Origin of the sequence: Pseudomonas sp. TH08 (assembly GCF_016651275.1) — a bacterium.
Lineage (GTDB): Bacteria > Pseudomonadota > Gammaproteobacteria > Pseudomonadales > Pseudomonadaceae > Aquipseudomonas.
Map to the genome: position 1 here is coordinate 1,491,549 of NZ_JAEKEE010000001.1, position 13,312 is coordinate 1,504,860.

The following is a 13,312-nucleotide window of genomic DNA, read 5'->3' on the forward strand; positions in this document are numbered from 1 at the left end:
CACATAATGTTTTCTGGTTATATAAACATTCTTAAATAGTATTTTTAAGAATATCTGCGCCTCTTTTATATTGCTCCCACGCCGAACGCAGTGCCGCCCACTGCCAGGCATATCCCATTCAAAGGAGCAGCACCATGAGCGCATCCCTTCGCAGCGTTGACGGTCAGGACGAAAGCACCATCTTGCGTGAAATCCAGAGCGCTTTGCGCGATCTGCGTTTCGGCGCGGTGGAGATCACTGTGCATAACGCACAAGTCGTGCAGATCGAACGCAAAGAGAAATTCCGCTTGCAGCAACCCGGCAAACAACCGGGCTAAAAGATCGCAGCCTGCGGCAGCTCCTACGGGGGATTTATGTAGGAGCTGTCGAAGGCTGCGATCTTTGAACCGGCAACACGATTTCCGAAATACATAAGAAAAAGCCACCACCAGAATTCCAGGAGCTTTCACCATGTCGTCGATTCGCCGTTACGCTTTGGCCGCGCTGGCCAGCGCTGTGTTTGCCGGTTCCGCGGTTGCCAAGGATTACGAACTGCTCAATGTGTCGTATGACCCGACGCGCGAGCTGTATCAGGACTACAACGCCGAATTCATCAAGTTCTGGCAGAAGGATCATGCCGGCGACACCGTGAAAATCCAGCAATCCCACGGTGGTTCGGGCAAGCAGGGCCGTGCGGTCATCGACGGTCTGCGCGCCGACGTCGTGACCCTGGCCCTGGCTGGCGACATCGACGAAATCGCCAAACTCGGCAAGACCCTGCCCGCCGACTGGCAGAAGCGTCTGCCGGAAGCGAGCACGCCGTACACCTCGACCATTGTGTTCCTGGTGCGCAAGGGCAACCCGAAAGGCATCAAGGACTGGGGCGATCTGGTCAAGAACGACGTCTCGGTGATCACCCCGAACCCGAAAACCTCCGGCGGTGCGCGCTGGAACTTCCTCGCCGCGTGGGCCTACGGCCTGAAAGCCAACGGCGGTGACGAAGGCAAAGCCAAAGAATACGTACAGACCCTGTTCAAGCATGTGCCCGTGCTGGACACCGGTGCTCGTGGCTCGACCATCACCTTCGTCAACAACGGTCAGGGTGACGTGTTGCTGGCCTGGGAAAACGAAGCGTTCCTGGCCCTGAAAGAAGATGGCGGCGCCGACAAGTTCGACATCGTTGTACCTTCGCTGTCGATCCTCGCCGAGCCGCCAGTGGCCGTGGTCGACAAGAATGCCGAGAAGAAGGGCAACGAGCAGATCGCCGAAGCCTATCTGAAACACCTGTACAGCCCGGCCGGTCAGGAAATTGCCGCGAAGAACTTCTACCGTCCGCGTGACAAGGACGTGGCGGCGAAGTACGCCCAGCAATTCCCGAAACTGGACCTGGTGACCATCGACAAAGACTTCGGCGGCTGGAAAACCGCGCAGCCGAAATTCTTCAACGACGGTGGCGTGTTCGACCAGATTTATCAGGCGCAGTAATCTGACTACAAACTGTGGGAGCGGGCTTTTGTGGCGAGGGGATTTATCCGCGTTGGGCTACGCAGTAGCCCCAAAATCGGCAAATGCGGAAAACCATATACACCGCATGTGATGGTTTTGGGGCAGCTTCGCTGCCCAACGGGGATAAATCCCCTCGCCACAGGGTTCGCTCCCACATTGATGCGTTTTTAACCAAGGACTTTTATGTCGCGTCGTATCTCCCCCGTCATACCCGGCTTCGGGCTGACGCTGGGCTACACCTTGGTGTACCTCAGCCTGATTGTGCTTATCCCGCTGGCGGCGATGTTCGTCCACGCCGCCCAACTCACCTGGGATCAGTTCTGGACGATCATCTCCGCACCGCGGGTGCTGGCGGCATTGAAGCTGAGCTTCGGCACTGCGCTGTGCGCCGCGATCATCAACGGCATCATCGGTACGTTGCTGGCGTGGGTGCTGGTGCGCTACACCTTCCCCGGGCGCAAGGTCATCGACGCGATGATCGATCTGCCGTTCGCTTTGCCGACGGCCGTCGCCGGTATTGCGCTGACTGCGCTGTACGCGCCGGCTGGTCTGGTCGGGCAATTCGCCGCCGACCTCGGTTTCAAAATCGCCTACACCCCGCTGGGTATCACCCTCGCATTGACCTTCGTGACCCTGCCTTTCGTGGTGCGCACGGTGCAACCGGTGCTGGCCGACATTCCCCGCGAAGTCGAAGAAGCCGCCGCGTGCCTGGGTGCGAAGCCATGGCAGGTGTTCCGCCATATTCTGGTGCCGGCGCTGTTGCCTGCCTGGCTGACCGGTTTTGCTCTGGCGTTCGCACGGGGAGTCGGTGAGTACGGTTCGGTGATTTTCATCGCCGGCAACATGCCGATGAAAACCGAAATTCTGCCGCTGCTGATCATGGTCAAACTCGACCAATACGATTACACCGGCGCCACGGCCATCGGCGTGCTGATGCTGGTGGTTTCCTTCGTCCTGTTGCTGCTGATCAACTTGCTGCAGCGGCGCATCGAAACCCCATAAGGAGGCGCGAACATGTCCCAATCGTCTATTGCGGCCGCCTCTTCGGCCAACGCTGCACGCCGTGGCAGCGCCACCTCGCGCAGAGTTCTGATCGGTCTTGGCTGGCTGGTGTTTTTCCTGTTTCTGCTGTTGCCGTTGTTCATCGTCGTATCGCAGGGTTTGAAGAATGGCCTCGGCGCATTCTTCACCGCGATCTTTGAACCGGATGCCCTGTCCGCGCTGAAACTCACGGTGTTCGCCGTGCTGATTTCGGTGCCGCTGAACCTGGTGTTCGGGGTCAGCGCCGCATGGTGCGTGAGCAAATACTCGTTCCGTGGCAAGAGCATGCTGGTGACGCTGATCGACCTGCCGTTTTCGGTGTCGCCGGTGATCGCCGGTCTGGTCTACGTGCTGATGTTTGGCGCCCAGGGCCTGTTCGGGCCGTGGCTGCAGGATCACGACATCCAGATCGTCTTCGCCCTGCCGGGCATCGTGCTGGCGACGATTTTCGTCACCGTGCCGTTCGTGGCCCGCGAGCTGATCCCGCTGATGCAGGAACAAGGCACGCAGGAAGAGGAGGCCGCGCGCCTGCTTGGTGCCAACGGCTGGCAGATGTTCTGGCACGTCACCGTGCCCAACATCAAGTGGGGCCTGATCTATGGCGTAGTGTTGTGTACCGCGCGGGCCATGGGTGAGTTCGGTGCGGTGTCGGTGGTTTCCGGGCACATTCGCGGGGTGACCAACACCTTGCCGCTGCACGTCGAGATCCTCTACAACGAATACAACCACGTGGCCGCGTTCGCCGTGGCGAGCCTGTTGCTGATCCTGGCGCTCTTCATCCTGCTGCTCAAGCAGTGGAGCGAAAACCGTATCAACCGCCTGCGCGCCAGCGCCGCGGAGGAATAATTCATGTCGATCGAAGTGCGTAACGTCAGCAAGAATTTCAATGCCTTCAAGGCGCTGGACAACATCAGCCTGGACATTCACAGCGGTGAGCTGGTGGCGTTGCTCGGCCCTTCGGGCTGCGGCAAAACCACCTTGCTGCGCATTATTGCCGGTCTGGAAACTCCGGATCAGGGCAACATCGTCTTTCACGGTGAAGACGTTTCCGGTCACGACGTGCGTGATCGCAACGTCGGTTTCGTGTTCCAGCACTACGCCTTGTTTCGGCACATGACGGTGTTCGACAACGTCGCGTTCGGCTTGCGCATGAAACCGAAAAACCAGCGCCCGAGCGAAAGCCAGATCGCGACCAAGGTGCATGAACTGCTGAACATGGTGCAACTGGACTGGCTGTCGGATCGTTACCCGGAACAGCTTTCCGGTGGTCAGCGTCAGCGCATCGCTCTGGCCCGTGCCTTGGCGGTCGAGCCAAAAGTGTTGCTGCTGGATGAACCGTTCGGCGCCCTCGACGCCAAGGTGCGCAAAGAACTGCGCCGTTGGCTCGCCCGTCTGCACGAAGACATCAACCTGACGTCGGTGTTCGTGACCCACGACCAGGAAGAGGCGATGGAAGTCGCCGACCGTATCGTGGTGATGAACAAGGGCGTGATCGAACAGATCGGCTCGCCGGGCGACGTTTATGAAAACCCGGCCAGCGATTTTGTTTATCACTTCCTCGGCGATTCGAACCGACTGTTGCTGAGTGACGACAACCACGTGCTGTTCCGTCCGCACGAAGTGTCGTTGTCCAGGCATGAACTGGAAGATCACCACGCCGCTGAAGTGCGTGATATCCGCCCGTTGGGCGCGACCACGCGGGTGACGTTGAAGGTGGAAGGGCAGACCGATCTGATCGAAGCCGAAGTGGTGAAAGACCACGACAGTCTGATCGGCCTGGCCAAGGGTGAGACCCTGTTCTTCAAACCGAAGGTCTGGCAGAAAGTCGCCAGCCTCTGAAACTAAAAAGCTCCTGTAGGAGCTGCGGCACGCTGCGATCTTTTGATTTTAAAGTCAAAAGATCGCAGCCTCGTTTCACTCGACAGCTCCTACAGGGGGGGTGTTGTGTGGCTATTGGGCTTAACTCGATTTGATCTAACTGCCCCACCAACCGTGACGCGTTCCTTGCCTAATCTCCAGGCTGTGCCAGGAGGCGCAGTGAAGAGTCCATGACGGACCGGCGTATCTCCTGGACCCTGATGCCAAGGAGATAACGATGAGAACGGAAGTCCACCGGCCCGCGCCGTGGCTCGGTTGCGCGCTGTTTGGCGCAATGCTCAGCCCACTGGCCAACGCCGACCCCACGCTGTCAACGCAAATACCTTTCGATGTCACGGCGACCCCGCCGTTTTCCCTGACCAGCCTGCAACAGAATTTCGACGATATGTCGTGGCAGACGTTTATCGCCTTGAACTGGCCGGCGCTGGAAAACGGCGCCCCGAATACGGGCACGCCGATCGGCCAACAGGACGGTGCGACGGTCTGGGAGAACTGGAAAGAGAGCTATCAGATTTTCCTCGCCAACGGCCAGACGCCGAATCCCTGGAACGCGCCCGCGACGATTCCGAAAGCCTGCGAAGGCTTGGGTTCCGGGCGCTTGCTGCAACAGATGGGCAAAGTGCCGGACGTGCTCGACGAGTTTATCCAGCCGTTCCAGAGCGGGCCGCTGGTCGATCAGAGCGGCGTTTATACGCGCAACGAAATCGTCGTCAACCAGCCGATGTTCGACGACATCGTCAACAAGGGTCTGTACAGCATTCAGGGCCAGCAGGCGTACTTTGCGGCCGATCCGAAGAATACGGTGGCGTTCAGTTGCGGCAACAACGACACCCGCCAGGTCGGATCGCTGATGGTGAAGGCGTCGTGGAAAGTCCTCGACGGCAATGACCGACGAGAGAAATTCCACACCGTCGATGCGCTGGTCTACACGCCGGGCAACAGCGACCCGAGCAAAGGCCCGGTAGTGCCGGAGTCGTGCAAGGCCGAACCGGTCGGGTTGGTGGGCTTGCACATCGTGCACAAGACCAGCAGTGCGCCGCAGTGGGTCTGGTCGACCTTCGAACACGTCGACAACGTGCCGGAGCAGTCCACCCCCGTGGCCGAGCGCAAAGGCCCGTATCTGTTCTACAACGCTAACAGTCAGGCGGAAATCAACCAGCCACCGCCGCGTCCGTGGAACCCGGCAGTCAAGGCAACGCCATCGCAGATCGTGCGCGAAGCGTCGTTGACCCCGGCCACCAAAACCCTCAACAGCACCTATCAGACGCTGTTGCGCACGGTGAACCCGAACAGCGTGTGGGCCAACTATCAGTTGATCAGCACGCAATGGCCGACACTGACGCCGCAGCCACCGTGCCAGATCTCGAAAACCGAGCCTCTGGGTCGACCGGCGCCTGCGTTCCTCGCCAATACCACGCTGGAAACCTACATCCAGGGCACCGTGCCGCAAGCGTCCTCCAGTTGCATCGCCTGCCACGGCAACGCCGCCACCCATGTCACCGAGTCGCCGCGCACCAGTTTCGCGGACTTCACCTACTTGCTCGAACGCGCGCAATCGACTGGCGCGACAAGGAGTCAGCCATGAGCATCGATCTGGATAATTTTGCCGGTCTGTCTTCGGCCCTGACCGGCATTCCGCTAACGTTCATTGCACCCTCTGTCGATCCGATCGACCTGCCGACTCAGTTCCTGACGTTCATCGGGCCACGCATCACTCCCCCGGTATTGCAGGCGTTACTAACCCAATACGCGACCTTGCTGGCGGATAAAGTGCCGCCGGATCAGATCGCCCAAGCGGTGTTGATGAACGGCACGCAACCGGCCACCACGCAAACGGCGCAAGCCGCCCGTTCGATCATGAAGCTCTGGCTGCTGGGCGTCTGGTATCAGCCGTACACCGTCGGCAGCAACAAGGCGGGGGATCAGATGGTGGTCTCCGATCAGGCTTACACCCAGAGCTGGGCATGGAAAATCGCCCAGGCGCACCCCATGGGCTACAGCGAATTTTTCTTCGGTTACTGGAACGAAGTGCCGCCCAGCCTTGAAGACTTCACCGGGGTGCCCGCGAGCGGACCACAAGGAGCGTCGTCATGAGTAGCGAACAAGCAGATGTGGTGATCGTCGGCGCCGGTCTGGCCGGCAGCATCATCGCCTATCAGTTGGGGCTGGCCGGGGTGAAAGTGTTGGTGCTGGAGTCCGGGCCGGAGATTCCGGCCAACCGTAATCAGTATCTGGAACGCTTTTACACGGCGACCTTGAAGACCCCGGAATCGCCGTATCCGCCGGTCAGCACGCTGGACACGCCGCGCAATCCGGCCGAGCAGAATGCGCCGCGCGCGACCATCGCCGATTTGATCCTTGGTTGGGAAAACCCTGAAATCAGCTACCTGGTGCAAAAGGGCCCGTTGGCCTTTACCAGCACCTATGAGCGGGTCGGCGGTGGCACCACCTGGCATTGGGTGGCGACCTGTCTGCGCATGGTGCCCAACGACTTCCGTCTGAAGTCGCTGTACGGCGTCGGTGTCGATTGGCCGATCAGTTACAACGATCTGCAAAGCGCGTATTGCCGCGCCGAAGCGGAAATTGGCGTGGCCGCCAATGTGGCGGATCAGGCGTATCTGGGCATGACATTCCCGGATGGCTATCAATTCCCGATGACCAGCATTCCGCTGTCACTGGTCGATGGCAGTTTTGTTGCGGCGGTTCAGGGTAAATCGTTCGACGGCCTGCCACTGGTGGTCAGCCCGACACCGGCCGGGCGCAATTCGCAACCCTACGCGGGTCGTCGCGTGTGCGCCGGCAATACCAACTGCACACCTATCTGTCCGATTCAGGCCAAGTACGACGCCACGGTGACCATGAACAACGCGCTGAACACCGGCAATGTGCGGGTGCTCTACAAAACCGTGGCAAGCAAAGTCACGGTGGCGGCGGACAAGTCCATCAGCGGCATCGAGTTCATCCAGTATCAACTCGGCGACGGCCCGCCGACCGGCACCGGCGTCGCAGTCGGCCAGCGTTATGTGATCGCCGCCCATGCTATCGAGACGCCGAAACTGCTGCTCAATTCCACCAGCCCCGCGTGGCCCAAAGGCGTGGCCAACAGCAGCGGTCAGGTTGGACGCAGCCTGGCGGACCATCCGATCTATCTGGCCTGGGGCCTGATGCCGGAAGGCAAAGCGGTGTTCCCTTATCGCGGACCGGTTTCAACGGCAGGCATTGAAAGCCTGCGCGACGGCGCCTTTCGCAGTCAGCGCGCGGCGTGGCGAATCGAAATCGGCAACGAAGGCTTCAACTGGCCGGTGGGCGATCCCTACGTCACCGTCGCCGACCTGATCGATGGCGCCAACGATAGCGCCACCAATCCACTGCCACCCGCCAAGGGCCCGCAGCAAGTGTTGTACGGCACGGCACTGGTGCAGAAACTCAACGACTTGCTGACTCGCCAGTTCCGCATCGGTTTTCTGGTGGAACAGGTCGAGGACGATCCGGATAACGCCAATTGCTACATCGTGCCGTCAACGCAGTACAAGGATCGCTTGGGCATTCCGCGGCCGGAGATTCACTACGACTTGTCCGACTACACCAAGGAGGGCTTCCGGCAGGCGAAGATCCTCGCCACGCACATCATCACCGAGCTGCTCGGCGCCACCGAGTTGACCAAGCCGTTACCGCCGGGGAAATTCAACTACAAAGGCGTGGATTACAGCTTCCAGGGTGCCGGCCACCTGATGGGCACTTACCGCATGGGCGATGACCCGTTGAAATCGGTGGTCAACAAGGATCAGCGCAGTTGGGATCACAAAAACCTGTTCCTGGTCGGCGACGGTGTGTTCCCCAGCACCGGCACTTCAAACCCGAGCCTGACCATCGCAGCGTTGTCGATTCAGGCCGGCGACACCTTGGCCAACGACCTGAAAACCGCCACGGTGCAGGTTCAGGCCAATCAGCCCTGGCAGGGCACGGGCGTGCAGATCAACGGGCCGAGTCCGCGCCTGGTGCGTTATCTCAGTGGGCACTGGTTCGCCAGCCCGGCGGGCGGCATGGTTGACGGCAACGGCAGCGCGGGCCTGATCGCCAAACCCGGCTACACCTTGCCGGGCGCCAACGAGGGTGCGTTGATCGGGCGGATCGGCAGTACCGGGGCGCCGTTTCTGATTGGCGATCTGGCGCAGATTCCTGCGGGGCAGCAAGGCGAATTGCAGCTGTGTATCAACGACGATCTGGAGGGCCGATATGGCGTCGGACTCGCCGACAATCAGGGCGCGCTGACGGTGCAGGTGACGTTCGGCGCGCTGTGAAGCATGCCGCGCAAGGTGCGCAGTCGCGCACCTTGCGCGGTTTTTCAATGCGCGGTTTTGTGTTCGCGCAGGGTTACCGGGCCGGAGCGCAGTTCAATCTCGTGCTTCAATTCCTGGCGCAGACCGAGCATGAACGCCACTTCCGCCACGACAAACAGCGGCCCGACGATCAAGCCGCTGAGATCATCGACAAACGCCGGTTTGCGCCCCTCGTAGTGATGCCCGACAAACTGGATCACCCAACCGATCACAAACATCGCCAAGCCGCTGCTCAGCCAGACCAGGGTGCTTTGCTGCGCCAGGACCTGCCCGGCCCAGACCGACAAGCCCATCAGCACGGTCATCAGCACCCCAAGCTTCACTTCCAGGCGCAGGTAAAACCACGCCGAGGCCAGCGCCAGCACCACGGCAGGGGATATCCACAATCCACCCAACGACCATTGCGGGCGCGACAACAGCACCGCGACCGCCACCACAATCAGCGGAATGCCGATAAAGTGGCTGGCGATGTTGCGCGGGTCACGGTGGTAGGCGGCGTATTGACTGAGGTGGTCGACGAGGCTTTTCATTGTTGTTCCTCCTGTAGGGTGATCGCATCATGCCCCGGGTTCAGCGTTCGCTCTGTCAGGCAGGCGACAATCGAGGAGTGTTCATGGATATGCGTTCACGGTTGATGACCGGGCAATGGTTCAGTCATCTGCCGGCATCTTTTCAGGATAGTCTGCTCGCGGCGGCCCGGGATCGGCGGCTGACGGCGGGGCAGCGCTTGTTTCAGCGGGGCGATCCGCCTTGCGGTCTGTACGCTGTGCTTGATGGTGCCGTGCGCATTGGCGCGGTGAGCGAGCAGGGTAAGGAGGCGCTACTGAGCCTGGTCGAGGCACCGCACTGGTTCGGCGAAATCTGCCTGTTCGATGGCCAGCCGCGCACCCATGATGCCTATGCGGTGGGGCCGTGCCTGCTACTGAATATCCCGCAAGCGCCGCTGCTGAAATTGCTCGACGCGCATCCGCTGTACTGGCGGCATCTGGCCTTGCTGATGAGCCAAAAGCTGCGCCTGGCCTTCATCAATCTTGAACAGTTGAGTTTATTGCCGGCCCCGGCGCGCCTGGCGCATCGCCTGCTGATGATTGCCGAAGGCTACGGCGAACTCGATCCACCGCGCCGGGTGCTGCAACTGCCACAGGAACAGCTGGCGTCGATGCTGTCGCTGTCGCGGCAGACCACCAATCAGATTCTCAAGGACTTGCAGGGGCAAGGGATTATCGGTCTCGGGTATGGCGAGATCGAGATCCTCGACGCCACACGATTGCGCGCCCTGGCCACGATCTAGCGGCACCATACCCAACACACGGTGTGGACCCATACTTGTGGCGAGGGGATTTATCCCCGTTGGAGTGCGCAGCAGTCCCGGTTTTCAGGGCCGCTCCGCGACCCAACGGGGATAAATCCCCTCGCCACAAAGGCTCACTCCTACAGGGGATTTGTGTGGGGCTTACGAACCGCGATAGGTCGAGAAGCCGTATGGGCTGAGCAGCAGCGGGATGTGGTAGTGCTGGTCGGTCTGCTTCACTTCGAAAATCACCGGGATTTCCGGGAAGAACGTGTCGTGCTTGACCTTTTTGAAGTACTCGCCGGTCTTGAACACCACGCGGTATTCACCCGCTTCAAAAGGCTGTTTGGCCGGGAACAGTTCGGCAATCCGCCCTTGTTCATTGGTCGTGCCCTGGGCCAATGGCTGCCAGTTCTGGCCGACGTGTTTCTCCAGGGTCACGTCGATGCCCGGCGAAGGCAGGCCGTTTTCCAGATTGAGCACGTGCACGCTCAACGGGTTGCCGGCGGCGAGGGCCAGACTAGAGAAAGCGCTCAGGCCGAGCGCGGCAAAGGTCATGCGCAAAGAACTCATGGTGAATCTCCTTATTGGGAACGGGTGGTGGTCAGGCCGGTTTTCTCGGCAGCCTTGATCGCGCAGGTTTCGTCTTGCTCACCGCCGCCGGAACCGGCCACGCCCATGGCGCCGACCAACTCGTTGGCGGCGAACAGCGGAATGCCGCCGCCGAGCAGCAGCAATTCGTCGAGGGTGTTGAGATTGGTGGTTTCCGGGTTGCTGCGAGCGCGTTCGGCGAACAACCGAGTGGCGGTTTTTGTCGACAGCGCGGTGTACGCCTTGCGCTGGCTGGCGGCGGTGTTGTGCGGGCCGACGCCATCGCCACGCAGAGTTACCAACAGGTTGCCGCCACGGTCGAGAACCGACACCGTGCCGGTGCAATTGCTCAGTGCCGTGTTGGCCAGCAGTTGCGCGGTTTTCAGGTCGAGGTCAGCGTGGCGCGGCAGTTCGGGGGCAGCGAAAACGCTGGCGCTGAGGCCGATGGCGAGGCTGGCTGCAAGGTATTTGACGGTCATGGACAGGCTCCAGAAGCGAAGGTCGCCACCTTAGCCGCCGGTCTTCGTCAGAACTTCGTCAGTCTGATTACAAGTTTGTAATGGGCAACGCCGCCGAAGGCGCCTAGCCTGTGTGCTTGATCAATCGAGGTGTGCCATGCGTTTGCTGGTCGTAGAAGATGAAGCCAAAACCGCGAATTTCCTCGCCAAAGGCCTGGGTGAGTCGGGATTTGCCGTGGACGTGGCACTCAATGGCCTCGATGGACGTTACTTCATCGAGCAGCAGGAATACGACCTGATCATCCTCGACGTGATGCTCCCCGGCCTCAATGGCTGGCAATTGCTGCAACTGATCCGCCAGCGTGGCGCCACGCCGGTGCTGTTCCTGACCGCCAAGGACGCCATTGAAGACCGCGTGCGTGGCCTCGAACTGGGTGCCGACGATTACTTGCTCAAACCCTTCGCGTTCGCCGAGTTGCTCGCGCGCGTGCGCACATTGCTGCGACGCGGGCCGATGCGCGAAGCCGAGTCGTACAGCATCGCCGATCTGGACATCGACGTGCTGCGCCGCCGTGTCAGTCGCGGCGGCCAGCGCATTGCCCTGACCAACAAGGAATTCGCCCTGCTGCAACTGCTCGCCAGCCGCCAGGGCGAAGTATTGTCGCGCACGCTGATCGCTTCGCAGGTGTGGAACCTGAATTTCGACAGCGACACCAACATGGTCGAAGTCGCGGTGCGCCGTCTGCGGGCGAAAGTCGATGACCCGTACATGCCGAAACTGATCCACACCGTGCGCGGCGTCGGTTATCAACTGGAAGCGCCGGACGATGCGCTCTAGGTCGATCGCCTGGCGCCTGGCGCTGGCGTTCGCACTGGTCTGCGCGTTGGTCTTGAGCGCGATCGGCGTGTTCCTCTACCGCTCGCTCGCCTCTGAACTCGCCTACCGCGACGACCTCGCGTTGCTTGGCCGACTGGAGCAGGTGCGCGCCTTGCTCGCCGACAGCGACAGCCTCGACGCCTTGCAGGCGCGGCCACGGCTGTATCAGAACATGCTCGGCAATCTCGACAGCTTGTTGTTGGTGCGACGTGCCGACGGCTCGAGCGTGATCGCCATCAACCCGCGTCAACGCGAACTGCCCAAGCTCAACGCAATCGCGCGTGAGCAAACCCCGCAACGCCGCGACGTGCTGACCTGGCAAGCCCAGGACGGTGCCGAGCTGGCGCTGTTGTCCGGTGACGCGCAAGGGCCGAGTGGCGAACCGCTGACGGTGATCGCCGGCAAAGTGCTGAGCGAGCGCGAGCAGATGCTCGGCAGCTATCGCTTGCGGCTGTATCTCTCGGTCGGTCTCGGTGCGCTGCTCGCGTTTGCCTTGGGCTTGCTGTTGCTGCGCCGAGGCCTGCAACCGTTACGGCAATTGAGCGAAGCGGTACGCCGCATCGACCTGCGCAGCCTCGATCAACGTTTGCCGGCGACGGGCACGCCCGCCGAACTGCTTGAACCGGTGCAGGCGCTCAATGGCATGCTCGCGCGTCTGGACGACAGCGTGCAGCGCCTCTCGCAGTTCTCCGCCGACCTCGCCCATGAGATCCGCACGCCGCTGCACACCTTGCTCGCCAGCAACGGCCAGGCGCTGAATCACCCGCGCAGCACGGCGGAATATCAGGAAGTGCTGGCCTCGAACATGGAAGAGTTCGAGCGCCTCAAACGCATGGCGGAAAACCTGATGTTCCTCGCCCGCGCCGAACAGGCCGAGCGAGCGCTCAACTTGCAAACGCTGGATCTGCAAGATGTTGGCAGCGAGCTGTGTGATTACTTCGAAGCCTTGGCCGACGACCGCGACCTGCGCCTGGAAAACCATCTGCACGGCGAACTCCGCGCCGATCAGCAACTGCTGCAACGCGCCCTCGGCAACTTGCTGGCCAACGCCGTGCGCCACGCTGACCTCGGCACTTCGATCAGCCTGCGGCGCCGCGAAGAAGCGGGCTTGTGCTGGTTGCAGATTCACAACCATGGCCCGGCCATCGCACCCGAGCATCTGGGCAAACTGTTCGACCGCTTCTACCGCGTCGATCCAGCCCGCGCTGAACCCGGGGATTCCGGAGGATTGGGGCTGGCGATCGTGCAGTCGATCATGCAATTGCATGGCGGACAGGTGCGGGTCAGCAGTGATGCTCTCGGCACTGTTTTTGAGTTGGGCTTCTCGGTGAACTGACTGACGTCATCGCGA

At 61.0% G+C, this 13,312-nt stretch carries 14 protein-coding genes; 11 read left to right on the top strand and 3 right to left on the bottom strand.

What is annotated here, in order from left to right; all coding sequences use genetic code 11:
* Nucleotides 1-134: 134 nt before the first annotated feature.
* From oscA to JFT91_RS06970, 8 genes are all read left to right on the top strand, one after another.
* A complete protein-coding gene (oscA, locus tag JFT91_RS06935) occupies nucleotides 135-317 on the top strand; it encodes a sulfur starvation response protein OscA (RefSeq protein ID WP_007917682.1) in 183 nt (60 codons plus the stop codon).
* Between the two features lie 133 nt (nucleotides 318-450).
* Nucleotides 451-1,464, top strand: a complete 1,014-nt coding sequence (locus JFT91_RS06940) for a sulfate ABC transporter substrate-binding protein (protein WP_201229765.1) — start codon at nucleotides 451-453, stop codon at nucleotides 1,462-1,464.
* 204 nt (nucleotides 1,465-1,668) lie between these two features.
* A complete protein-coding gene (cysT, locus tag JFT91_RS06945; protein WP_007917680.1) occupies nucleotides 1,669-2,487 on the top strand; it encodes a sulfate ABC transporter permease subunit CysT in 819 nt (272 codons plus the stop codon).
* Between the two features lie 12 nt (nucleotides 2,488-2,499).
* A complete protein-coding gene (gene cysW, locus JFT91_RS06950; protein WP_108224225.1) occupies nucleotides 2,500-3,372 on the top strand; it encodes a sulfate ABC transporter permease subunit CysW in 873 nt (290 codons plus the stop codon).
* Nucleotides 3,373-3,375: 3 nt separating this feature from the next.
* Complete coding sequence (locus JFT91_RS06955) at nucleotides 3,376-4,365, top strand: sulfate/molybdate ABC transporter ATP-binding protein (RefSeq protein ID WP_115988479.1); 990 nt, start codon at nucleotides 3,376-3,378, stop codon at nucleotides 4,363-4,365.
* Between the two features lie 256 nt (nucleotides 4,366-4,621).
* Nucleotides 4,622-5,989 (top strand): cytochrome C, encoded by a 1,368-nt coding sequence (locus tag JFT91_RS06960; protein ID WP_201199577.1) that lies wholly within the window; start codon nucleotides 4,622-4,624, stop codon nucleotides 5,987-5,989.
* Nucleotides 5,986-6,498: a sorbitol dehydrogenase gene (locus tag JFT91_RS06965; protein WP_201199578.1), complete on the top strand. Its 513-nt coding sequence runs from the start codon at nucleotides 5,986-5,988 to the stop codon at nucleotides 6,496-6,498. The genes JFT91_RS06960 and JFT91_RS06965 overlap by 4 nt, the downstream gene beginning before the upstream one ends.
* Nucleotides 6,495-8,705 carry a GMC family oxidoreductase gene (locus JFT91_RS06970; protein ID WP_201199579.1) on the top strand — a complete coding sequence of 737 codons (2,211 nt, stop codon included), beginning with the start codon at nucleotides 6,495-6,497 and terminating at the stop codon, nucleotides 8,703-8,705. Before JFT91_RS06965 ends, JFT91_RS06970 begins: the two co-directional genes overlap by 4 nt.
* A 44-nt stretch (nucleotides 8,706-8,749) precedes the next feature.
* Here JFT91_RS06970 and JFT91_RS06975 read toward each other — a convergent pair whose 3' ends face one another.
* Complete coding sequence (locus JFT91_RS06975; RefSeq protein ID WP_201231908.1) at nucleotides 8,750-9,274, bottom strand: Mpo1 family 2-hydroxy fatty acid dioxygenase; 525 nt, start codon at nucleotides 9,272-9,274, stop codon at nucleotides 8,750-8,752.
* Nucleotides 9,275-9,357: 83 nt separating this feature from the next.
* On the opposite strand from JFT91_RS06975, the gene JFT91_RS06980 reads away from it, so the two are divergent.
* On the top strand, nucleotides 9,358-10,035 hold the full coding sequence (locus JFT91_RS06980; protein WP_201231909.1) for a Crp/Fnr family transcriptional regulator: 678 nt from the start codon (nucleotides 9,358-9,360) through the stop codon (nucleotides 10,033-10,035).
* Nucleotides 10,036-10,197: 162 nt separating this feature from the next.
* On the opposite strand, the gene uraH is transcribed toward JFT91_RS06980, so the two are convergent.
* Nucleotides 10,198-10,608: a hydroxyisourate hydrolase gene (gene uraH, locus JFT91_RS06985; RefSeq protein ID WP_201199589.1), complete on the bottom strand. Its 411-nt coding sequence runs from the start codon at nucleotides 10,606-10,608 to the stop codon at nucleotides 10,198-10,200.
* Between the two features lie 11 nt (nucleotides 10,609-10,619).
* Complete coding sequence (locus tag JFT91_RS06990; protein ID WP_201199591.1) at nucleotides 10,620-11,105, bottom strand: GlcG/HbpS family heme-binding protein; 486 nt, start codon at nucleotides 11,103-11,105, stop codon at nucleotides 10,620-10,622.
* A gap of 136 nt (nucleotides 11,106-11,241) precedes the next feature.
* On the opposite strand from JFT91_RS06990, the gene JFT91_RS06995 reads away from it, so the two are divergent.
* Together JFT91_RS06995 and JFT91_RS07000 are read left to right on the top strand one after the other, a co-directional pair.
* Entirely contained in the window at nucleotides 11,242-11,922 is a 681-nt protein-coding gene (locus JFT91_RS06995) for a heavy metal response regulator transcription factor (RefSeq protein ID WP_201199597.1), read from the top strand.
* Nucleotides 11,912-13,297 carry a heavy metal sensor histidine kinase gene (locus tag JFT91_RS07000; RefSeq protein WP_201231910.1) on the top strand — a complete coding sequence of 462 codons (1,386 nt, stop codon included), beginning with the start codon at nucleotides 11,912-11,914 and terminating at the stop codon, nucleotides 13,295-13,297. The genes JFT91_RS06995 and JFT91_RS07000 overlap by 11 nt, the downstream gene beginning before the upstream one ends.
* The last annotated feature ends 15 nt before the right edge of the window (nucleotides 13,298-13,312 follow it).